The 21,992-nt window shown below is 48.4% G+C and carries 16 protein-coding genes and 3 tRNA genes; 6 read left to right on the top strand and 13 right to left on the bottom strand.

Annotated features, from left to right (window positions below):
• Positions 1-43: 43 nt before the first annotated feature.
• From ICL55_RS11955 to ICL55_RS11970, 4 genes are all read right to left on the bottom strand, one after another.
• Positions 44-1,138 carry a slipin family protein gene (locus ICL55_RS11955; RefSeq protein WP_188097315.1) on the bottom strand — a complete coding sequence of 365 codons (1,095 nt, stop codon included), beginning with the start codon at positions 1,136-1,138 and terminating at the stop codon, positions 44-46.
• A 539-nt stretch (positions 1,139-1,677) separates the two neighbouring features.
• Positions 1,678-1,764: transfer RNA gene (locus ICL55_RS11960), tRNA-Tyr, on the bottom strand.
• Positions 1,765-1,768: 4 nt separating this feature from the next.
• A tRNA-His gene (locus ICL55_RS11965) sits at positions 1,769-1,841 on the bottom strand.
• Between the two features lie 9 nt (positions 1,842-1,850).
• A tRNA-Ile gene (locus tag ICL55_RS11970) sits at positions 1,851-1,923 on the bottom strand.
• An 892-nt stretch (positions 1,924-2,815) separates the two neighbouring features.
• On the opposite strand from ICL55_RS11970, the gene ICL55_RS11975 reads away from it, so the two are divergent.
• On the top strand, positions 2,816-3,091 hold the full coding sequence (locus tag ICL55_RS11975) for a hypothetical protein (protein WP_188097317.1): 276 nt from the start codon (positions 2,816-2,818) through the stop codon (positions 3,089-3,091).
• A gap of 36 nt (positions 3,092-3,127) precedes the next feature.
• On the opposite strand, the gene ICL55_RS11980 is transcribed toward ICL55_RS11975, so the two are convergent.
• Positions 3,128-4,216: an MrcB family domain-containing protein gene (locus ICL55_RS11980; protein ID WP_188097319.1), complete on the bottom strand. Its 1,089-nt coding sequence runs from the start codon at positions 4,214-4,216 to the stop codon at positions 3,128-3,130.
• Positions 4,217-4,248: 32 nt separating this feature from the next.
• A complete protein-coding gene (locus ICL55_RS11985) occupies positions 4,249-6,102 on the bottom strand; it encodes an ABC transporter ATP-binding protein (protein ID WP_188097321.1) in 1,854 nt (617 codons plus the stop codon).
• A gap of 285 nt (positions 6,103-6,387) precedes the next feature.
• Here ICL55_RS11985 and ICL55_RS11990 point away from each other — a divergent pair, with 285 nt between their 5' ends.
• On the top strand, positions 6,388-7,611 hold the full coding sequence (locus ICL55_RS11990; protein ID WP_188097323.1) for a glycosyltransferase family 87 protein: 1,224 nt from the start codon (positions 6,388-6,390) through the stop codon (positions 7,609-7,611).
• A gap of 149 nt (positions 7,612-7,760) precedes the next feature.
• The gene (locus ICL55_RS11995; protein WP_188097325.1) at positions 7,761-10,043 is read left to right on the top strand and encodes a GH92 family glycosyl hydrolase; all 2,283 of its coding nucleotides are present in this window, start codon (positions 7,761-7,763) and stop codon (positions 10,041-10,043) included.
• Positions 10,044-10,154: 111 nt separating this feature from the next.
• Here ICL55_RS11995 and ICL55_RS12000 read toward each other — a convergent pair whose 3' ends face one another.
• From ICL55_RS12000 to ICL55_RS12010, 3 genes are all read right to left on the bottom strand, one after another.
• On the bottom strand, positions 10,155-11,243 hold the full coding sequence (locus tag ICL55_RS12000; protein ID WP_188097327.1) for a family 10 glycosylhydrolase: 1,089 nt from the start codon (positions 11,241-11,243) through the stop codon (positions 10,155-10,157).
• A gap of 5 nt (positions 11,244-11,248) precedes the next feature.
• Positions 11,249-12,382, bottom strand: a complete 1,134-nt coding sequence (locus ICL55_RS12005) for a carbohydrate-binding family 9-like protein (protein ID WP_188097329.1) — start codon at positions 12,380-12,382, stop codon at positions 11,249-11,251.
• Positions 12,383-12,553: 171 nt separating this feature from the next.
• On the bottom strand, positions 12,554-14,602 hold the full coding sequence (locus tag ICL55_RS12010; protein ID WP_188097330.1) for a M13 family metallopeptidase: 2,049 nt from the start codon (positions 14,600-14,602) through the stop codon (positions 12,554-12,556).
• Between the two features lie 121 nt (positions 14,603-14,723).
• On the opposite strand from ICL55_RS12010, the gene ICL55_RS12015 reads away from it, so the two are divergent.
• From ICL55_RS12015 to ICL55_RS12025, 3 genes are all read left to right on the top strand, one after another.
• Positions 14,724-15,911 carry a DUF5009 domain-containing protein gene (locus ICL55_RS12015; protein ID WP_188097332.1) on the top strand — a complete coding sequence of 396 codons (1,188 nt, stop codon included), beginning with the start codon at positions 14,724-14,726 and terminating at the stop codon, positions 15,909-15,911.
• A 159-nt stretch (positions 15,912-16,070) separates the two neighbouring features.
• Positions 16,071-16,313 carry a hypothetical protein gene (locus tag ICL55_RS12020; RefSeq protein WP_188097334.1) on the top strand — a complete coding sequence of 81 codons (243 nt, stop codon included), beginning with the start codon at positions 16,071-16,073 and terminating at the stop codon, positions 16,311-16,313.
• Between the two features lie 21 nt (positions 16,314-16,334).
• Positions 16,335-16,586, top strand: a complete 252-nt coding sequence (locus ICL55_RS12025; RefSeq protein WP_188097336.1) for a hypothetical protein — start codon at positions 16,335-16,337, stop codon at positions 16,584-16,586.
• Here the strand turns inward: ICL55_RS12025 and ICL55_RS12030 are convergent, their stop codons facing one another.
• From ICL55_RS12030 to ICL55_RS12045, 4 genes are all read right to left on the bottom strand, one after another.
• A complete protein-coding gene (locus ICL55_RS12030) occupies positions 16,587-18,476 on the bottom strand; it encodes a monovalent cation:proton antiporter-2 (CPA2) family protein (protein WP_188097339.1) in 1,890 nt (629 codons plus the stop codon). It abuts the gene before it with no gap.
• Entirely contained in the window at positions 18,473-19,084 is a 612-nt protein-coding gene (locus ICL55_RS12035; RefSeq protein WP_188097340.1) for an NAD(P)H-dependent oxidoreductase, read from the bottom strand. The genes ICL55_RS12030 and ICL55_RS12035 overlap by 4 nt, the downstream gene beginning before the upstream one ends.
• A gap of 121 nt (positions 19,085-19,205) precedes the next feature.
• A complete protein-coding gene (locus tag ICL55_RS12040; RefSeq protein WP_188097341.1) occupies positions 19,206-21,056 on the bottom strand; it encodes a chloride channel protein in 1,851 nt (616 codons plus the stop codon).
• Between the two features lie 16 nt (positions 21,057-21,072).
• Positions 21,073-21,981 carry a transglutaminase domain-containing protein gene (locus ICL55_RS12045; protein WP_188097342.1) on the bottom strand — a complete coding sequence of 303 codons (909 nt, stop codon included), beginning with the start codon at positions 21,979-21,981 and terminating at the stop codon, positions 21,073-21,075.
• Between the last annotated feature and the right edge of the window lie 11 nt (positions 21,982-21,992).

Below are 21,992 nucleotides of genomic sequence, written 5' to 3' on the forward strand. Positions count from 1 at the left end.
AAATTAGAAAAGAGTCAACCGCAAAGTTAACTCTTTTCTAAAACTATTTGCTGATGAAGAGCTGCCGGAGCTGATCTATCAGTACGCCGTTGCCGGAAACGCTGATGTTGTTGATTTTCTCCGCTATTTTCTCCACATATTCCATCTCTTTCAGCTTAAACAGCATCGGATTATCTTCCATGAGCTTGGCGGTATTCAGCAGGCTCCGGGTGCTGGCGGTTTCTTCCCTTCTCATGATGATATTGGCCTGCGCTTTTTTCTCCGCCACCAACACCTGGTTCATGATGTCTTTCACATCGCCGGGCAGGATGATGTCCCGGATACCGAAGCTGGTGACGGTGATGCCCAGTGCTGCCGCATGGCTGCCAACAGCATCGAGGACGAAGGCAGACAGGGCGTCTTTTTTCTCCATCAGCTCATCAAAGCCAAGCGCTGCGATGTATTCCCGCAGTGCCAGCTGAAAGATGACATACAGCTGTTTTTCGTGGTCCTTGTTGAGCAGCAGCGCCTTTTCGATATCCTCTGTCCGGTACTGTGCCCAGGCATTGATACGCAGCGCAGCTTTGTCTTTGGTCAGGATCTCCTGTCCGTTGATTTCCAGCTGGCGCTGTCTCATATCTACCTTGCTGACGAGGATAGGGATATCATTCTTCCACCAGTAGTAGGTACCATGAGAGAGGGTGATCTCGTATTTACCGTCGATCAGCAGCACCGCTTTTTCGTAGTTCTCCACCACGGTAGATCTTACGAAAGGAGCTACCAGTTTATGGTTGAGCGTAGCACGGTCTATTTTCTCCGTGATATTCACTTTGCTGAGATCGGCCCTGACGAATTTGTATTCGATCAGATTTTTCCAGAAAGTATATCTTCCGGTGGTGAGCACTTGTTTCAACAAGCCGTTTTCATACAGCAATACAATTTCAGTTTCTTTTACGTCAATGACGTGCAGCGCATCGACGAGTGCAGCATCCTGCAGGAGGATGTTCAGTTCTACCGGTGCCGTGAAAGCTGTATTGATATTATACACTTTCACCTCTTCGCCAAACAGCCAGTAGCTGCCGGCTTTCAGCATGCGTTGGTATACGCCTCTTTTGAAGACGAGACCAATTTCATACGCATTGATGAGTACCCTTTTCATGTTTTTGTTTTTTGGGGCGGATGAAATAATAAAGTCAGGTGTATGTGACCTTCCCGTTTTCACGGAAACGGCTTTCACTTCGTGTGTTCGTAGCTGTTATGGCGGAAGGAAAGTAACAAATGATACGAATGACACGGATCTATACAGCCGTTTGCTGGTGTCCACCGGATTTACCGTTGCGCCCTTTTGACGCGATGGTGTGGGCATATAACCCTGACTTTTTTGATGAGCACTTTTTTAGAGAAGCAGTGCACTTCTGAAGGATCTCAAGTCCTTTGCCTGACCATCGGCTTACCCCTTGCGGGGTGGGAATCGAACCCGTTGTTTCTATTGCTCTACCAGATGAGCTACTGATTAAAAGATCAGAGAGGAATCGAACCTCTTACCCATAGATTAAAACACAGCAAACAATGATGCCGCAACAGCATACAACCAGTTACGACCGTTGCACTGCGTGGCTCTTTGAAACCAGCGCCTGGGTTGCGTACACAACTATTCAGCTGCTTCCCTTTCGGGGAAGAATTTACGGCTGACAGCCTTGGTGTGAGTGGCAGGATTCGAACCTGCTAAGCCCGAAGGCGATGGTTTTACAGACCATTGCGATACGCCGTCATCGCAGCACTCACATAAGGGGTAAAGGCGGGAATCGAACCCTGATCCTCCGATCCACAATCGGGTGTTCTGCCATTGAACTACCTTACCCATTTTTTTGTCGGCCAGACTGGATTCGAACCAGTAACACACTGCATATAAGGCAGCCGCTCTCACCGTTGAGCTACAGGCCGGACTTTTGGGGCAACAAAAAAACCGGTCATTTTACAACGACCGGTTTCAGATTACTTTCACGCCATCATGCGTGTGGGGTTTCTACCGAAGTCGTTGTCGTTTTTGGGCATAATGCTGCTTACGGCCTATTGGCTGTATGCTAAAATGAATATGATATATCGTTGACTGTTTCATGATTTTTACAATTAAAAAAGCCCCGCAATCTCTTGCAGGGCTTGTGTTATATCGAATTCGTTGATTCAACTATTCTGTAGCATAACATGCCCCGCAACCCGTACGGCCTATATAGCCTAACGCGCTGAATTTTTGTGTATGTGAATACTTTGGATGCATGTTTATGATTTTTTTTAACAATGCAAAGATGGGGGAAATATTTTAATATCTCCAAAATATTTTTTTAATCCTGATAAGAAGTTTGAGTTTCTGATCCTCTATAATGCTTTGTGGTATTATGTTTCATGTAGTTGATTTTTTTTATTGGTTATAACGTTATAGTATAAACGTAGTTTACTTAACTAAAATCGGGAGCCATAGCAACTAATTGTGCACCAATCATAAACTGCAATCTGTATGTTGTGAACCTGCGTATATTGAATCGAAATCGTATATTGATAGCAACTATGCGTCGGAGATGTTTAATCACACTAGTGAAGGAATTGAAATTCGCTAACCTCCGTGTTGATTGTATCCTATTTAGTTAATTGTACCAGAGGAATTGAAACCGTTTATCGGCCTGTTCCTGAGTGATAATTATCGCTATTAATTGAACCTGAAGGAATTGTGTTTTTATATAGTAATAATAAAAATATGATAGTGTGTCCTGTTGCTTTGCTATCACTTTCATTTTTCCCTTAAATTTATATCACGTTTTTAACCCAAAAAATTTAACCAATGTACATCTACAGAACACTTCATCATCCGGAAGGATGGAAAGGTCTGGCCGAGTTTGAAATCCGGGATAACCAGATCTTTACTACTGTTCATCATGCCAGCGGTACACATACACAACCCTGGTTCGAAATCACCAATGACAAAGTTTATCCGACGGCGTATCATCCCAGTGGACGCAGTTCTTTCCCTTGGTTTGAAATCAACGGAAGCAATATAAAAACGTCGGTAAGTCATCCCAAAGGTGTACAGGGATTGCCTTGGTATAAGATACAGTAGGTGTCCTAATGAATAAGAGGTGTTGTAAAGCACCTCTTATTCTATGATATCATCTTTCTTGAGGTAAATGTCTAGGAGGTCTTTTTCTGATATGGTTATACCTCTCCGTTGTAATGCCAATTTTCTATCTTCATAAAACAGGCTAATCAGCTCTCGTTTATAGTCGTTTTCACCATGATGAAATGCCCTATGACAGGTGGGGCAGAGTACGATGATGTTCTCTGGTACATCAAGGCTGTTCTCGAAATTACCCTGCAGGGCCATAGGAAGGAAATGATGAGCTTCTACAAACGGGTGTTTGTTTTTCTGAGAAGTGAAAGTTTTGTGATTCGGATCTACTTGACATTTGTATTGGGAGCGTTGGAGGGCATTCGAAGCAATACCAACATCTCTTTTCCATTTAGTGGTGACGTGTAACGCTGCTGAAGGCCTATCTATGGGCCCATCTGCTAGTTGTTTACCGGGCGCAGTTTGTATCTGCTCTTGAAAGTCACTTTCTGTTGGAACTGTTTTATGAACGATATCTGAGCCAATTTCTGCTTTCATCGTTTGGTATACCTTCATCATCTGCCTAAGATCATCTAATAACATTTGATCATTGGGCATTTCGTCGATGAAGTATACCTTATGAAAGATGGTGCCGTAAATATATCCTCTGGTGCGTGTCCTTTCTGCTTCTAGCCCTAGTTCCGCCAACGAAAATGCTGTTTCATCTTCAAATTGATTTCTTAACGCTCCTTGATTCTTCAGAATAATCTTTCTTCCCAATCTAGCGCCGTAGGTGTTCTCAAATTGTGTCCACCCTTGGAGCAGACAAAGGAAGAACTTCATCATGCCGGGATCAAACAAATACACGACATAATATCCCTTTTCAGGTGAGTCGGTGATGTCTTTATCAAGGATACATAAGTTGGGAACTTCAGCCATGCGGCCCTTCCCCACCGACCCTTTGAAGAGATATTGATCAGGAGATAACTGAGATTGCTGTTGAAGTAATACAGGCAGCTGCTCTGTCATTATTTTGGTAGAACGAAGATGCCCATAGTTTTTATTTGCAGATTCCTTATTTCTCTTTTTCTCTTCCGGATAGATATTGATAAATTCTGAGAATAGTTCTGTCAACATGATTCATGGGTTCACATCAATATTACAAAATATTACTTATACCCTGCTGCCTGCAACTCAAACAACTCGGCATACTTCCCTCTCCGCTCCAGCAGTTCCTCATGACTTCCTATCTCTGCCAGTTGTCCTTTTTCGAGCACCAGGATCCGGTTGGCCATACGCACGGTGGAGAAACGATGTGATATCAGTACTGCTGTTTTGTCGCGGGTGAGGTCGGCGAAGCGGAGGAACACGTTGTATTCTGCCCGGGCGTCGAGGGCGGAGGTGGGCTCGTCGAGTATGAGGAGCTGTGCGTCTTTCATATAGGCGCGGGCGAGGGCTATCTTCTGCCATTCGCCGCCGGAGAGGTCGATGCCCTGATTAAAGCGGCGACCGAGCATCTGTTCGTAACCAAGGGGCATTTTTTCGATGAGCGGTTCAGCGAGACTTTGCCGCGCCGCATCCTGGATGAGGACATGGTCGTGGCCGTGGGTGATATTGCCGACGGCGATATTCTGGGAGACGGTCATCTGATACCGCTGATAGTCCTGGAAGATAACGCCTACCTGCGTACGTAATTCGGAGAGATCATATTCCCGGAGGTCTACCCCATCGAGGAGGATGCGGCCTTCTACGGGGTCGTAGAGGCGTGCCAGCAGCTTGACCAGCGTCGTTTTTCCGGCGCCGTTCTCTCCTACGAGGGCGAGTTTTTCGCCGGCATGGAGGGTGAAGTTGAGGTGACGGATAGCCCATTTGTCTGAGTTGTGGTATTTGAAGCCTACGTCTTCAAAGGTGAAGCCCTGACGGATAGGGTGTGGGAACGGCCGTGGGTGCTGCGGTGAGCGCATCTGAGGCTGTATTTCGAAGAAATCGAAGAGATCTTTGAGGTACATGGCGCCTTGTGTTACGCTGGAGAAGCGGATCAGGATACCCTGGAAGGTGGTGCGCAGCTGTCGGAAGGAGCCGGCGAGGAAGGCCAGGCTACCGATGCTCAGCACACCGGTGACGGTCTGCAGGATGATGATCACATAGGCGGCATAGTAGCCGGCGCTGCCCAGCAGGGCAAACAGTGTCCCCCAGACGGCGTGACGGGATTCGAGGTTCTTTTTGTCGCTGTAGAACTTATCGGAGATCACGCGGAAACGCTGTACCAGAAAATCGGACAGGTCGAAGACTTTCACTTCTTTGGCGGTCTCATCGCTGGCGCCGAGGTAACGGATATAGTCCAGTTCACGGCGATCGGATGTTTGTCCCCAGGTGAGCCGATAATGCAGGTGGTTGAAGTGAGATTCATTCAGGAAGGCCGGAATAACGGCAACGAGCAACAGCAGTATCAGCCATGGATTGAACACGATGAGGCCGGCGGCCAGGAAGCCCATGGTGATGAGGTCCTGTACCTGGCTGAATACCTGCGACAGCAAAATAGTGCGACCGATCGTCTGTTGACGGGCACGTTCCAGCTTATCATAAAATTCGGAATCTTCAAACTGGTCCAGGTCCAGCGAGGCGGCATGTTCCATGATTTTCACCGAGGTGTGGTTGGCGACCAGGTCGCCTAACAGACTGTCGATAAGGGTGATCGCCCGGCTGAGGGCATCTGAAAGGATGGCCAGCCCGAATTCGAGGGCCACCAGCTGCCATAAATGCTGTGTATCGTGGTGGGCATGGTCTTTACTAATCAATACTACTTCATCAATGATGAGTTTACCAACATACAACAGGGAGAGCGGCATGGCAGATTGAGCAATGCGAAGCACGCCGTTGGCGATCGTGAAGCCCCGGTGGGTCTGCCATACCATCCGGAAAAAGGCCGGGATATTACTGAGGGCGGCTAATCTTTCGCGAAAAGTCAGTTTATCTTCTGCTGCCCTTGTACGTTTCTTATGAGTGGTGCCATACTTATTCATGATATTAATTTACGGAAAAATGCCATGCGAAACCGATGACCAATTCCCTATATTTGCTCCGGAGAATGCAAAAATCCAGATCTACATGGTAGTACTTTTTGTTCTTATTGTGGCCGCGGCCGTTTTGGTAACCGCCGGCGCGGTAACCGCCATTAATCTGCAGTCCGCTAAGTGGGCTTCTTTTGAAGATTAATTAACTTCTTACTTTTAGAATTACCATCTTCCAATAGGGGGATGCGGCTTTTTGCTGCGTCATATCAGCACAATATAGTATTTAGACCTACGATGAATCACACAGCTGTACAGCGCAAACGAAACCTGCTGACTTATTTAGGGGAGAAGGAATGGCTGATCATGTTCCTTTGGTTTGGATTGGCTTTTATTGGTGCTATTACGGAAATATCCCGGGGTAATATCAATAACTTCCTCATTTTCAAGAACGTATTCTTTCACCTGATACATCAGCAACCACTATATATCGAGTATCCACAGGAATACTACGACGTAAACCTGTATGGGCCTGTATTTAGCCTGGTCATTGCTCCTTTTGCCGGACTCGAAACGAAAGTAGGCGCCCTGCTGTGGGCCATGACCGGCGCGGGCGTACTGTATTATGCCATCCGCCAGCTGCCGCTGAACAGATTACAACAAAACATCATTCTGTTGCTGTGTACGCAGGAGTTGATGGGCGCCAGTGGATGGTTTCAGATGAATCAGTTCATCGGGGGCTTTATCATCCTGACGTTCGCCAGTATTGTGAAAGGAAAGGATATGATGGCGGCGTTTCTGATCGTGCTGGGCACAATGACGAAAATCTATGGTATCGTGGGGCTGGCATTCTTCTTTTTCAGCAGCAACCCCAGAAGGCTGATCACCGGGTTGTTCCTGTGGGGAGCTGTCCTGTTTGCGGCGCCTATGTTGCTTTCCAGCCCGCAATATGTGATCAACTGTTACTTTGAATGGTATGCGGCCCTCGTGCATAAGAACGCGCTGAATGAGGCTGTTACCACCACCTTCCAGAATATTTCTGCCGGAGGGTTTATCCAGCGGGTGCTTCATTTGCCGGCATTGGATAATAGCTACGTGCTGGTACCGGCAGTATTGATTTTTTTATCGCAATACATACGGCTGCCGTATCGGTACAACTCCCGTTACCGGTTGTACATCCTGTGCTCAGTGCTGATGTTCCCGGTGCTCTTCAGCAGCAGCTCCGAATCACCGACTTACATTATCGCCATACCGGCCATCTGTATCTGGTACGTGATGCAGCCGGCCACCCGTGCAAATAATATATTCCTGTTTTTCGCCATACTGCTGGTGAGTTTCTCCCATTCCGATGTAGTAACGCCCTGGGTACGCAAGAACCTGGCGGTGCCTTACGCACTAAAAGCCCTGCCTTGTCTGGTGCTTTGGTTGATGATTGCCTGGGAGATTTTTACGAAACAGTTCCTGAAGAAACCAGCAAAGCCTGAAGTCGCTCCTGTACTGGAGCCCGCGGAACAACTTTAATAGTAACTCATTTGTAATATGAGGAGGGCCGGTATAATTACCGGCCCTCCTGATTTTGAGGGATATCCGGCAATAACCTTCCGTTCACAAAAAAAGTCCTTGAAAAGTTATCATGACCGCGTATATTAGCTTGCTAAAAGGATTTAGTTATGAACATGGGATTTAGGATCGGTGGTGCGCTTACCTTGTCGGCCCTGATGCTCAACGGCACTCAGGCATCGGCGCAGGTAAAGCCCGCCAAAGGCTTCATCGAAAGCAGATCGGTAGCAGCGGTAGACCCTTACATCGGCTCCGGCGGCCATGGCCACGTATTTGTTGGCGCCAGCGTGCCTTACGGCGCGGTACAGGTAGGCCCCACTAACATCGTTAAAGGATGGGACTGGTGCTCCGGCTATCACTACTCTGACAGTGTTGTTATCGGCTTCTCTCAGATGCACCTGAGCGGCACCGGTATCGGCGACCTCGGCGATGTGCTGATCATGCCCTACACCGGAAAAGTCCGCACCAACCGCGGTACCCAGGAAAATCCTACTTCCGGCTACGGCTCCCACTATTCACATACCCGCGAAAAAGCCCGCCCGGGATACTACGCTGTAAAACTGGACGACTATAACATCGACGTGGAACTAACAGCCTCCGAAAGAGTAGCGCTGCATAAATATACCTTCCCGAAAAATGAACCAGCCAACATCATCATCGATCTGAAGGAAGGCATCGGCTGGGACGCTCCCGTAGAAACATTCATCCGTAAAGTAGACGACTATACCCTCGAAGGTTACCGCTACTCCAAAGGATGGGCGGAAGACCAACGGGTATGGTTCACCATTAAATCCAATGTACCGGTAAAACAATTCCAGGTATTTGAAGGAGATACCCAACAAACAGGCATCTCCCTGAAAGGAAAAGCAGTAAAAGGCGTCATCTCCTTCGAAAAATCACCAGGACAAGTAATGCTGAAAGTAGGCATCTCCCCTGTCAGCAGCGCCAATGCACTGGCTAACATCAATGCGGAAATGCAGGGATGGGACTTCGCCAAAGTGGTGAACGGCGCCAACGCCAAATGGGATAAGGAACTGTCTAAAGTAGATATTCAAACGAAAGACGAAGCCGCCCGCCGCGTTTTCTACACCGCACTCTATCACACCATGATAGACCCGGCCCTCCTCAACGACCACGATGGCAGCTATCGCGGTACCGACAAAAAAGTGTACCCCAATCCTGGTTTTGACAACTACTCCGTATTCTCCCTATGGGACATCTATCGCTCCGCCGCACCGCTGAGCACCATCCTGCATCCGGAAAAAGTGAACAGCTTCGTGAACTCCATGATCACCATACACAAACAACAGGGCAAACTGCCGGTATGGCCACTCATGGGCAGCGAAACCAACTGTATGGTAGGCTATCATGCGGTACCTCCTATCGTTGACGCCTATCTGAAAGGTTTCACCGGCTTTAATGCAGAAGATGCTTTTGCCGCCATGAAAGCTACTTCTATGCGTGATGACCTCGGCGTTAAATACGTAAAAGAAAGAGGCTATATCCCGGCTGATAAAGAATACGAATCTGTGTCCAAAGCGATGGAATACGCTATCGATGACTGGTGCATCGCTGCGATGGCTAAAAAAATGGGCAAAACGGAAGATTACGAATACTATAAAAGACGGGCTGCCTACTACAAAAACTATTTCGATAGCACGATTAAGTTTGTACGTCCGCGTATGAGCGACGGCAGCTTTAAAACACCCTATGATCCGTTCAACTCCATCCATGAGAAAGGTGATTTCACGGAAGGTAACGGCTGGCAATACACCTGGCTGGTGCCACAGGACGTGGAAGGACTGATCAACCTGATGGGTGGCGATGAAGCTTTCACCCGCAAACTCGATAGCCTCTTCACGGCGAAAGGCGATATGGGCGCAGAGGCATCCAACGATATCTCCGGCCTGATCGGCATGTATGCGCATGGTAATGAGCCCAGCCACCACGTCACTTATATGTATGCTTTCGCTGGCAACCAGTGGAAAACAGCAGAGAAAGTAAGACAGGTCATGAAAGATTTCTACTTCGACCAGCCGGAAGGCCTTGCTGGTAACGAAGACTGTGGCGCGATGTCTTCCTGGTACGTATTCTCTTCCCTGGGCTTCTACCCGGTAAATCCCGCCAATGGTGTGTATGTGATGGGAAGTCCGCTGTTTGATAAGGCAACGGTGAAACTGCAGGACGGTAAAACCTTTACGGTACAAACCATCAACAACAGCAAAGAGAATATCTACATCCAAAGCATTAAGCTTAACGGGAAGCCTTATACGAAAAGCTTCATCACACACCAGGACCTCTTAAAAGGAGGAACAATGGTGGTGACGATGGGTAACAAACCGAATGTCAACTTTGGTAAAGCCGTGGCAGACAGACCAGCAAACGATTTGTAAATTTTGGTATTTAGAAATTTGATTATTGTTGTTTAGGAATTTAGCTATTTAAAACAGCCGAAACAAAAAGGCATTAAATAACTAAATTCCTAAACGACAAAATATCAGAAACTACACGCTTTCTCCCAATACCTGTAATACTTCCGGCGTTACGGTGCCGAAAATAGATACCCCCGCTGCACCATTGTCTATGGCCAGTTTCACCGCTTCACGAAGATCATTGTAGTTATTGTTGAAATCAGGCAGGAATAACCCGGCATACAGTGGGAAAGCACCGTGCAGGGTCTTTACGCCTTCGGCAACGGCATCTCCTATCCAGGTAATATTTTCCCGGTAAAATCCGTGGTAGATCATCGGCATCACAGCATTCAATGGCCAGTTGGTCCAGTCCTGCCGCACAATACGTTTGGCAATGTCCGGCGTCGGAAACACGGCAGCAGAAATAGGCTTTTTATGTTGTTTGGCCACCTGCGCCAGATTTTTTACCACATGGGTGATACGATCATAGCGGAATCTACGCCAGGATGGACTTTGATCGGGATGCTCTATTTCCAGCGGATCATGGCCATAAGTGGATTTGTAGGCGCTGCGGCAATCGTTGCAATAGCAGAAGTCATATTCGGGCAGCTCCTTCGACTGATCAATACCGTATTTGCTCCACAGGTTCACCGGCAGCACAACGTCGCAAAAGCGAACATAGTCCAGGTGGATACCATCTACATAATCCTTCGACAGCGCCTGCTCTACCTGTGATTTCAGATAGTCGACCACTCCCGGTTTGCTGGGACATAACCAGCGGTAGTAATCCACATAAGGCGGATGATTGGAGCAGGATTCTCCTTTGCGGTTTACAGCATACCATTCCGGGTGGCTGGCCAGTAACTCTTTTTCGCCACGGTTCATGGTCCACATCCAACGATGCGCCTTGATGCCGGCGGCTTTGGCAGCTTTGAAATGTACTTCGCTGTCGGCCTCAAAGAAAAGGTCGGTGATACCGGCCCTGCGATAAGTCGCATAACGTTTGGCCAGATCAGCAGCTTTCTCTTTGGGATCAGGATTGATCCACACCCGATGTTGGATGCCTATTTTCTCCATGGACTGTGGCTGCTTCGCAGTACCGGCTGCCATAACGGGCAGCGACGGCTTAGCCAATGCCAGGCTTCCCAGTCCCAATGCTTTGATGAAATTACGTTTATTCATAAGCGTTATTTTCTATTGGTGTAGACACGACCTTCCTGATTAATATAAATTGGTCCGTCTAATTTGCCGCCCCGAATAGAGGCCGTGAATTGAGAACTAATGCCTTCCAGTTGTAGTGTGTAGGTGACGCCATCCGCTGCAGTCTGTTTAACCGGCATTTTCAGCTCCTGGAGGTTAGCAGCGAATTTTCCATGACGTTCCAGGTACCGTACCTGCTCATGAAAAACATGCCACAGCAGGCGTTTGGCGGGTTCAGCGACCGGCATCCGGAATGAAGCGGTTGCCTGGCTGGTGGGTTGTGTGCTGAATTGCAGGTATCCCCATCTTTCGGGGGCATGCATGTTGATGATTTCCTGTGGAGACCATACCCAGTTGTTTTCGGGCTTTTTCAGCTTCACATACTGGCCGTCTTTTATATCGGTATCCCACTCCACCCGGGAGAAATTGATACGCCAGGTGCTGCCGTCGGAAGGGCGCTGTACGTCGTTGAAGAAACGCAACGCATTAAACGGTATCGCCATTTCCACGGTCCATTCCTGGTCTTTGTCGTTGGGTTGATTGAGGGTGCCGTTAATATGAACGGCGGTTTTAAGCCCTTTAGTATCCCAGTTGAGCAATGCGTTGCCACCATGCCGGTATGGTTTGTTCATGAACAGGTCCATAACAGTATTGTAGGCATTGATTTCCAGTTCAAAATACTGATGGGTGTCACCATCAGGGTCAATGAATACTTCAAAGTCGTTGTCCTGAAATATGATGGCGTCGTGGTCTTTAAGGGTGGCCCATATGTGCGGCTCCTGCATCACCGCCGCAATGTAGAGGTACTGTTGGTCCCACATCATTTTTACGCGGGTACGCAGCGGCGGCGCTGGTTTGGCATCACCTTCAATGTCTGTGAAGTCATCTGTCCAGGGTACCTGGTTCCACGCCTTTTCAGACAGCTGCCCATCGATAGACACACTATCAGCAGTACGATAACATACATAGTGGCGAGGCGTACCGGTAAATGGTTTGAAGGCTTCTGAAAAAGTTTGTGCCGATACGTTTTTAACACTGACACAAGTTAACACCCCAATAATAGCAATGGCAAAAAAGTGCGCGACTGGTTTCCGTCGCTCATGATTAAATGAACGTCCCATTTCTCTATAGCTCCAAAGTTAATTTAGCAATCCAATTCAAAATATGCTCCCAAGATAGGCAATAGTTTGCGCAATATGTGCAGGAGCTGTTTTCCTGACGACCTTCAGACAAACAAAAAAACCTGACTGGAAAGGAATCCCAATCAGGTTTTTGAAATTTTAAGGAAGAAATTACCAGATGCGTACACGCGCACTGTCTGCTCTCCACATGCCATTACCTTCTTTCAGGTTGTATACTTTATAGAAAGCATCTACATCACTGAAAGGTCCATTCACCCTGAATTTGGCGGGTGAATGCACATCGGTGAGCACTCTCCTGGCCAGTTCTTCTTTTTTGGTGTGGCTCAGCCAGCCGAGGGAATAACCCATGAAGTAACGTTGCGCCGGAGAATAACCGGAGATAGGTTCGTTCTTTTTAAACTGTGCTGTTTTCTGGAATGCGTCCCATCCCAGTAGGATACCGCCAAGGTCTGCGATATTTTCGCCGAGAGTGGCTTTGCCATTGATATGCAGGGTGTCTACTACCTGGTAGGAGTTGAACTGTTTCACCATCACAGCGGCACGTTGGTTGAATTTCGCTTCGTCTTCTTTGGTCCACCAGTTTTTCAGGTTACCATCGGCGTCAAACTGACGGCCTTCATCATCAAAGCCATGGGTGATTTCGTGGCCGATGGTGGAAGCGCCGGCATAGCCATATACGAGGGCGTCGTCGAGCTCTTCGTCGCGCTTACCGGGAACGGTGAAAATACCCGCCGGCAGTACGATCTCATTGTTGCTGGGATTGTAGTAGGCATTATATGTCTGGGGTGTCATGTCCCATTCGGTGCGGTCTACCGGTTTGCCCAGTTTGCTGACCTGGTAGTTGTGCCACCATTGCTGCGCTGCTCTTGCATTCTCGGCGTATGACTGTTCTTTGATGGCCATGGCGGAGAAGTCTTTCCATTTATCCGGATAACCTACTTTCTTGGTGATTTTTGACAGTTTATACAGCGCTTTCTGTTTAGTGCTGTCGCTCATCCAGGTGAGGTTTTCGATGCGTGTTTTAAGCGCTCCGCGGATATCTTCCACGAGGGTCTCGTATCTTTTCTTCGCGGTGGCGTTGAAGAATTCTTTAACGAACAGCTGGCCCAGCGCCTCGCCCATCGCGCCTTCTTCTGCGTCGAGTACACGTTTCCAGCGTGGCTTCTGTTTCTCCTGGCCTTTCAGCAGGGTGCCATAGAAAGCAAAATCGGTAGAGGCAATGTTATCGCTGAGGGAGGAAGCGGTACTGTTGATCAGGTGCCATTTGAGATAGTTTTTCCAGGCGTCCAGCGGTTGCGATTTGATAGCATTGCTGAGGGCCGTATAGAATTCCGGTTGACCAACAATAATCGTATCTGCGTGACTGTTAATGCCTTGTTGTTTGATAAAGGCAGCCCAGTCAATGTTACCGGCTATTTTGTTCAGCTGGGTAACGGCCATTTTATGATAGTTGGCTTCCGGATCGCGCAGGTCCGCCAGTTTGCGGCTGGACTTGGCGAGGATGGTTTCCAGTTGCACCACGCTGGCGGCAGCAGCTTTGGCAGCGGTACTGTCCATACCGGTGAACTGCAGCATTTTTGCAATATGCCCGGGGTAAGCCTGTCTTATTTTAGTGGTACGTTCGTCTGTGTTGAAGTAGTAATCACGGTTAGGCAAACCGAGACCGCCCTGATAGAACTGCAATGCCATGGCTTCACTGTTCTTGGCATCCTGTGCAATGTACGGGCTGCACATAGCGCCGGTGAAGATGTTCTGCTGTGCGGCAAGCGTTACCAGCTGCTGCGTGTTGGTAACAGCATCGATAGCTTTCAGGTCTGCCTCGATAGGTTTAATACCGGCGGCGTTGATGCCAACGGAGTCCATACCGCTTTTCCAGAAGGCGGCAATTTTGCGGGAAATATCATCTCCCGGTTTCTCAACTGCCTGTTCATTGATGAGGCGGAGACGTTTGTACAGCTCTTCCTGTACCAGATTGGCGATGCCCCAGGAGCTATATTCCGCAGGGATAGGGTTACGTTTGATCCAGCCGCCGTTGACATAATCAAAATAATCTTGTCCGGGGTTGACGGTGCTGTCTATGTTGGCAGCCAGGATGTCAGGGGTGGCCTGTTGTTGATCGGCCTTCGACTGACCCTGGTTGCAGGCAGCGATGCATGCCATACCAGCGATGCCGACGCCTGTGAGCAGGTATTTCCTCATAAGTGTTAATTGGTTTATGGCCGGAAAGATAAATTTTTTTGACCAGTGGCCGATTAAAATAGGCTTAATACTATCAGTTTTATATTGTATTTTGGAAGATCGTCAACCCACATTTTCCCCTATGATCAATAAACTTTCCACCGGCCGTATTCTGTCTATCGATGCTTTTCGCGGGATCACTATTCTGGTGATGATTTTTGTTAACAGCGTTGCGGGCGTAGATGGTATCCCTGCCTGGATGCAGCATGCGCACGCAGAGGAAGACAGAATGACTTTTGTGGATGTCGTGTTCCCCGCATTCCTGTTTATCGTGGGGATGTCTATTCCTTTTGCTATCAACAGCCGACTGAATAAAGGTGACAGCATCTGGCAACTGCAGAAACATATCTTGTGGCGTACGCTGGGACTACTGGTGCTGGGCGTATTTATGGTCAATACCGGTGATCTCCATCCTGCGGCAACAGGCATGAGCAGGGCATGGTGGGCGCTGTTGTTTTATGGCAGTGTGATACTGGTGTGGAATGTATATACTTTTAAACAAGCCTGGATCGGCTGGATGCTGAAAGGTATCGGCGCGGTGATATTAATTGTGCTGGCAGTGATTTTCCGTGGTGGTGAAGAAGGGACACAGTATCTCACGCCGCAGTGGTGGGGTATCCTGGGACTGATAGGCTGGGCTTATCTATACGCCTGCATTATCTATCAGCTCTTCAAAGGCAACCATAGTGCTATCTTCCTGATGATCGCGGTATGTATAGGGTATTTTATTTTATGCAGACAACCATTTGCACAAAAAGGCGAATGGAGCTGGCTGGCATCGCAGAGTGGTAACGCGGCGCATACGGCCATCGTGCTGTGTGGGATGCTATTGACGTTATTTTATTTTGATGAAGACCTGGGCCTGACCGGCAGCCGTTTGATATCGAGGGTGTTTGGATTTTGTGCAGTGTTGTTGATAGCGGGCGCCTGGCTAAGACCGGCCTATAAACTGTCGAAGATTCATGCCACCCCCAGCTGGTGCCTGTATTGCGCGGCCATTTGTGTGGCTGTCTTTTCACTTTTATATTTTTTGATAGATGTAAAACATTTCAGCAGATGGACTTCCTTCTTTAAACCTGCCGGTGCTAATCCACTGCTCACCTATATTTTACCAGACATCGTATTTTTCGGGATGATAGCGCTGGGGCTCAGGCTGCCGGCTGTTTTAGAGCAGGGCCTGCCTGGTATCATCTGGTGTATGTGTTTCGCAGTAGCGATGCTATTTGTGGTAAAAGGATTGAATAAATTACATATTCGCCTGCAACTGTAACAATATTCCCCATCCCTTCGTTATAGCGTATACGTTATGTAGAAAAATATCTGCATGAGCAACATCCGTATGTCGTTGTTGTACCGTAGATATGGTAATGGCATTTTGTTTGTCGCGTGATTCCGTAGTTCGTATTCTTTATCCCAAAATTTACCCCCGATGAAAAAAATAGCAATTGTTCTGATGCTGGCAGGTGTGATTTTAGCTATCTTAGCGCAGTACGCCTACACGAATGACTGGATGTGGTTTCGGATTTTCCACACACTGGGATTCATAGGATACATATTTATCATTAGCGGACTGGCTTATTTTTCCCTGTGGTTCATTCATCAGCTTTCCCGCGATGAAAAAAACAGGATCAAGCGTTATTATCAACGGCAGCACGGCGAAAAAGAAGCCTGAGCCCTACAACGGCAGTAACCAATGGCAACAGATACATTTACACTCAAATTTGAATATAAGGGCCATCCTCATATTCTGGAAGTGAACACGGTACATCAAACGTACAAAACCGTATACAAAGTAGTCATTGCTGAACACGAGATTAGCTTTGAGCCCGATGAAGAAGGTTATGTGCGGGCTGTTTCCGATAAACCCATGCACGACCATAGCCACCCCGTAGATGTTGAACTATTACACCACGTGGCAGAACTGATCATCCACCATATCCAATAATCAGCTTTCCGCTTCACCACGAACTTCATCCCGGATAGACTCCGGGTCCCAGCCCTGTCCTTCGTCCAGCCAGGTTTTGATACGGTCGGAGGCAATGAGTTTTTCCATCTCTTCAATACGCTCCCGCATGCTGACGAGGTACTGTTTTTTATCGTCACGTAGCGCCGATAAACCTTTCAGCGTCCGCTCATCCTGCCGGAAGAAAGTCCGTGCGGCCCTTTCGCTGTGATAGGCACGTGCACCCAGCATCCGAAGCGCGTCTGCACCCATACGCAGCGATGTGTCCACCGTTTCCCGGTAAATATGCAGCACGCCCAGGTCCATCAGCTCGAAAGTGTCTTCCACCTGCTGTGCTCTCACCAGCAGTTGCAGATGAGGGAAATATTTATGCGCCAGTTCCACAATCTGACGGGTCTGTTCATATTGATCAGTAGCAACGATTAGCAGTTTGGCATCCGCGGCGCCGGCAGCGGCCAGCAGATCGTATCGGGAGGCATCGCCGTAATATACTTTGATGCCCATGTTGTGCAGCGCGTCCACCCGGTCCGAATCCATATCAAGGATGGTGCATTTGATACCGTTGGCCCGCAGGAAACGCCCTGTCATACTACCAAAGCGGCCAAAACCAGCAATGATCACCGGATTCTTTTCGTGAATTTCATCGGAAGACCGCTCATCTGATTTCGGTATCTGACGGGTAAATCGCGGCTGTATGATCTTCTCGTACAACAACATGATCAGCGGTGTCAACGCCATGCTGATGGCTACAATGGCGGTTAGCATCGCGGACAGTCTGGCATCGATCAGTCTTACCTGATTGCTGAAAGCCAGTAGTACAAAGGCAAATTCACCAATATCTGCCAACGCAAAAGCAAAGAGCAGATTCTGGTCTGTACTCAGTTTGAATACCTTTCCCAATATCATCAACACGGCGGCTTTGATCAGCATCAACCCCAATACAAGCCCAAATATCAGCAACGGCTCTTCCATGATCAGCGTAAAATCAATGGATGCTCCTACTGCAATGAAAAACAATCCAAGCAACAAACCCTTGAAAGGTTCTATATCGCTTTCCAACTCATGACGGTATTCACTGTTGGCAAGCACCACACCGCCCAAAAAGGCCCCCAGCGCAGAACTGAGGCCTACAAGGTTCATCAGCACGGCAATGGCCACTACCATCAGCAAGGCCATAGCGGTAAACAACTCCCTGACACGCGTACGGGCAATAATACGCATCAGCGGATTAACGAGGTAGCGGCCGGCAACGATAATCGCGGCTACAGCACCCAGTACCACGAATGTTTGTCCCCATGCAGGCAGATTGTCACGCAGCGACGGTTCATGCAAATCAGCGGTATTGGTGGCGCCACTGGCCAGCAGCGGGAATATAGCCAGCATCGGGATCACCGCGATGTCCTGAAACAATAACACGGAAAAGGCGCTTTGCCCGGCAGCGGTGTTCATCCACCCTTTTTCATTGAGCGTTTGTAGCACAATGGCTGTAGATGACAACGACAGGATCATGCCCAACGCCAACGACGCATTGAAAGGCTGTCCCAGCAGGTAGGCCAGACCGGCGATGGCAGCAGCGCTGCCCAGCACCTGAAGCCCTCCCAGCCCCAGAATGGAGGTGCGTAATCGCCATAACAGCGTGGGTTCCAGCTCCATCCCGATAAGGAACAACATCATCACCACCCCAAATTCAGCGAAATGCATAATGTCTTCTCCCTCTTTGCCGATGAAACCCATTACTGATGGACCAATGATCACACCGGCTATCAGATAGCCCAATACGGCGCCCAATCCCATCTTCTTGGCGAGTGGCACAAACACGATGGCGGCAGCCAGATATACCATTGACTGAAATAGCAGCGAATGTTGGTTCATATAGAGCGGGTTTGGGATGGAAGTTGTAATGCCTCGTTCATATAAGTCAGCCGTGTGAGGGCTGCGGGATCTATTTTATCATCACGCAGCAGCTCCAGCATATGATGGTATTGCTGCGTGGCGGTACGGATATCTTCTATGTCCATGCGGTGTACACCGTAAATCACATAGGGCGCGCTGTAGTGCATGTTGCACAACGCAGCGGTTTGTGAAAATGGCAACAGGAACTGATGCACAGGATACTGATGTATGCCTCCGGGCTGATAACCTTTTTCCGCGCTACCGGCGGAGATCACATTGCCGAAATACTTACCCTGCAAGGCTTTCCCGGTATGTCCATAAGCCCAGCCGTGTTCCAGCACCAGGTCCAGCCACTGCTTGATAATAGCGGGTGCGCTGTACCAGTAAAAAGGATGTTGCAGCAGAATGATATCATGCTTTTCGAGCAGTTGCTGCTCCCTGGCCACGTCAATGTCAAGGTCTGGGTACCATTCATACAGATCGTTGATGGTAATGCCCTTGATACCTTTGATAGTAGTCAGCAGCTGTTTGTGCACCCTGGATTTCTCCAGCGCCGGATGTGCAAAATTGATTAATACCCGCGCCATATAATTCAATTACAAATTAGGAACTACGAATTACGAATTGGGAACTCATTATTGAGCGGGTTATTAAGTAATGGCCTAATAAACAGCCCTCAATTCGTAATTCGTAATCCGTAATGCGTAATTAACTTTCGGAATATTCCTGTAACAATAACCGGTACTTATTCAGTATACGTGATTTGGAAACAAACCCTATCAGCTTCTTGTCCTGCACTACCGGTAAATTCCAAACCTGTGCTTCGTCAAATTTTTTGAGCACCAGCGTAATGTTGTCTTTTAAAGATACTACTGCCGGTGGAGCTTTCATTAATTTCTTAACAGTAACAGTGTCATATAGTTCCGGGTTAAACATAATCGGACGGATATCATCAAGGGTGATGATGCCCTCCAGCTTGTCCTGCTGGCTCACTACGGAGATAATATTACGATGCCCGTCTTTAACAAGTTCTATCAGCTCGCGCAGGTTGCTGTCAATGTCTATCCGTTGAATGTCTTTCTCTACAACATCCTGCATCTTCAGCATCAGCAGAATGTTGTTGTCGTGCGCTTTGGTGAAGACTTTCCCTTCTTTGGCCAGCTCCGTGAGTTCCGGAGAAATGGGGGAAAACCATTTGGCCATCAGGTAGGAAGTGGTAGACACAATCATCAGGGGGATAAACAGATCATAACCGGAGCTGGATTCCGCGATCAGGAAGATGGCGGTCAGCGGAGCGTACATCACGCCAGCCATCACACCGGCCATCCCTACAATTACCAGGTTGGTAACAGGTACATCGGTGAAGCCTATCTGAGAACAGAGCATAGCGAAAAAGAAACCCAGAAAGCCGCCGGCAAACAGCGAAGGGGCGAAGTTACCGCCATTGCCACCACTCTGGATGGTGATGGAGGTGGCAAAAGCTTTCAGCAGGCATACGCAACCAGTGAATACCAGCAACATCCAGCTTTGTGGCGGGAAGTAGCCAAAGAAACTGTTTTGCAGAATGATTTCGCCATGCCCCCCGGCCAGCGATTTCACTGCGGTATAGCCCTCTCCGAACAAAGGTGGCAGGGCCACGCAGAGTGCGGACACCAGTACCCCGCCCAGCATAGCTTTGCGGAGAGCGCTCCATCCCAGGTGCTGAAAGAAGTGTTCCACTTTCTTCGAGAGCACCACAAAATACCGGGCGTAAAAACCACAGAGCAGCCCAAGCACAATATAAAATGGTACGTTATGATAGTTGAAGGGCGTCCGTGATTCAAAATGAAAAAGCACTTCTTCCTGAAGAATGATCTTCGAAAGCAGGCTGCCACAGACAGCCGCTACCACCAACGGCATAAAATCGGAAAATACAACGCCGGTCAACAGTATTTCAAAGGCAAACATCATCCCGGCAATGGGCGCGTTAAAGGCGGAGGCAATGCCCGCCGTGGCGCCCGCTGCCAGCAGCAGGGTCCTTTCTTTGTATCCCAGCGAATAGGTCCGGGCATAGTTGGACCCTAAAGCGGCGCCGGTAACGGCAATAGGGCTTTCCAGTCCTGCTGAGCCACCCAAGCCAACAGTGACGGCACTTTGCAGTATCTGGGAATACATTTTCACCGGAGGGATGAGACTGGAATTCTGTGCGATCTCATGTAGGATCGCAGGAATCCCTTTACGGGACTGCCCCTTAAAAAAGAAGACAACAATCAGGGTGGTCAGTACAATCCCCAGAAAAGGAAAGACAACATAAAAGATGACCTGTGTGCTGAAATGTACCTTATAGGTAATAACATAGTGGATGTAGTGGACCAGCATTTTGAGCACCACCCCCGCCAGACCGGCGGAACAGCCCACCAGAATACCTGACAGCAACAGAAACTGATTGCGGTTCAGTTTGCTGTGAAGCCAGTGTAGGAGTAGCTCATAGCTTTTAGCTTTACGGAGGCTGTATTGCTCAAAATCCCGTTTAAACCTGAAAAAACCATGATACTTCCGGATACGGCTAAATTGACTCATGGCGCAAATTTAAAGATCAGAGCTCAATCAACCCATAAACTTTATCATTCATGTAAGGTCCGCCGGGATGCCTGGCGGTATAATCGAGGTTGATCCAGTACTCCCCTTTCAGCTCGTGGTAGTACAATTCCTTGATGACCGGTTTGGGAAACAGGGTGATGATGGCCTGTTTCATAATTTCGAAATCTTCTTTGTCGCCACAGTACAGCTCAGGGTAAGCGTGACCTTTGATCAGTACGATACGGCAACGTGCCCCGATAGATTGCAGGCAGGAGGTCATCAGGATGGAGTGATCGTCACAGTCGCCACCAAGGCCGTTCTGAATAGTCTCCTGCGGCGTGGCAAAGTATTCGTCACGACGGGAATCCAGTACATATTTAAAATTACCGTTGATATACCGGAAGAGCGACAGGAAACGGGTGATCTTCCCGTATTTATAAAAATATTCGTCGTAAAAGTCCAGCGAGTGCTTGACGGAGAAGTTGCGGACTACCGAATCCTGGTAGTTGACTTTTTCCCTGATGCCCCGAACGGTTTTGTCGCGATAGCTTTCCACCCGGCGGGGATACAAGCTGAGGATGTCGAGCTGCTTGCTGTCTTTAGTGCCCCAGTTGCCCTGCACCATGCCTTTATAGTCGTTCAGCACATTGGTGAAGGTATAGTCATCACGGTATTTGTTGATCAGCAGCATGCTGCACACCAGCAGGAAAGCAGGAATAATCAATGGCCGGAAAACCCATCTCAGGGCAAACAGGATGAGAAGGCTGATCAGGAAAGATACAGCCAGGTCTATATGGAACCCTCCCGCTACGATGGGCGGGAGGAACCGGTTTATAAAAGGTGCTAGTGGTGCCAACGTCAGCAGGCTCAGTATGTTGAGCAGTAATTGTGTAGACGTTGAATATTTACTTTCATCAATGGCCATTATGCTATGCA

This window comes from Chitinophaga varians (assembly GCF_014529945.1).
In the GTDB taxonomy this organism is placed as follows: domain Bacteria; phylum Bacteroidota; class Bacteroidia; order Chitinophagales; family Chitinophagaceae; genus Chitinophaga; species Chitinophaga varians.

Bases quoted from the DNA above. Each gene is read 5' to 3' on its own strand.
- ICL55_RS11955 (WP_188097315.1), bottom strand. From the start codon at position 1,138: ATGAAAAGGGTACTCATCAATGCGTATGAAATTGGTCTCGTCTTCAAA.
- ICL55_RS11975 (WP_188097317.1), top strand. From the start codon at position 2,816: ATGTACATCTACAGAACACTTCATCATCCGGAAGGATGGAAAGGTCTG.
- ICL55_RS11980 (WP_188097319.1), bottom strand. From the start codon at position 4,216: ATGTTGACAGAACTATTCTCAGAATTTATCAATATCTATCCGGAAGAG.
- ICL55_RS11985 (WP_188097321.1), bottom strand. From the start codon at position 6,102: ATGAATAAGTATGGCACCACTCATAAGAAACGTACAAGGGCAGCAGAA.
- ICL55_RS11990 (WP_188097323.1), top strand. From the start codon at position 6,388: ATGAATCACACAGCTGTACAGCGCAAACGAAACCTGCTGACTTATTTA.
- ICL55_RS11995 (WP_188097325.1), top strand. From the start codon at position 7,761: ATGAACATGGGATTTAGGATCGGTGGTGCGCTTACCTTGTCGGCCCTG.
- ICL55_RS12000 (WP_188097327.1), bottom strand. From the start codon at position 11,243: ATGAATAAACGTAATTTCATCAAAGCATTGGGACTGGGAAGCCTGGCA.
- ICL55_RS12005 (WP_188097329.1), bottom strand. From the start codon at position 12,382: ATGGGACGTTCATTTAATCATGAGCGACGGAAACCAGTCGCGCACTTT.
- ICL55_RS12010 (WP_188097330.1), bottom strand. From the start codon at position 14,602: ATGAGGAAATACCTGCTCACAGGCGTCGGCATCGCTGGTATGGCATGC.
- ICL55_RS12015 (WP_188097332.1), top strand. From the start codon at position 14,724: ATGATCAATAAACTTTCCACCGGCCGTATTCTGTCTATCGATGCTTTT.
- ICL55_RS12020 (WP_188097334.1), top strand. From the start codon at position 16,071: ATGAAAAAAATAGCAATTGTTCTGATGCTGGCAGGTGTGATTTTAGCT.
- ICL55_RS12025 (WP_188097336.1), top strand. From the start codon at position 16,335: ATGGCAACAGATACATTTACACTCAAATTTGAATATAAGGGCCATCCT.
- ICL55_RS12030 (WP_188097339.1), bottom strand. From the start codon at position 18,476: ATGAACCAACATTCGCTGCTATTTCAGTCAATGGTATATCTGGCTGCC.
- ICL55_RS12035 (WP_188097340.1), bottom strand. From the start codon at position 19,084: ATGGCGCGGGTATTAATCAATTTTGCACATCCGGCGCTGGAGAAATCC.
- ICL55_RS12040 (WP_188097341.1), bottom strand. From the start codon at position 21,056: ATGAGTCAATTTAGCCGTATCCGGAAGTATCATGGTTTTTTCAGGTTT.
- ICL55_RS12045 (WP_188097342.1), bottom strand. From the start codon at position 21,981: ATGGCCATTGATGAAAGTAAATATTCAACGTCTACACAATTACTGCTC.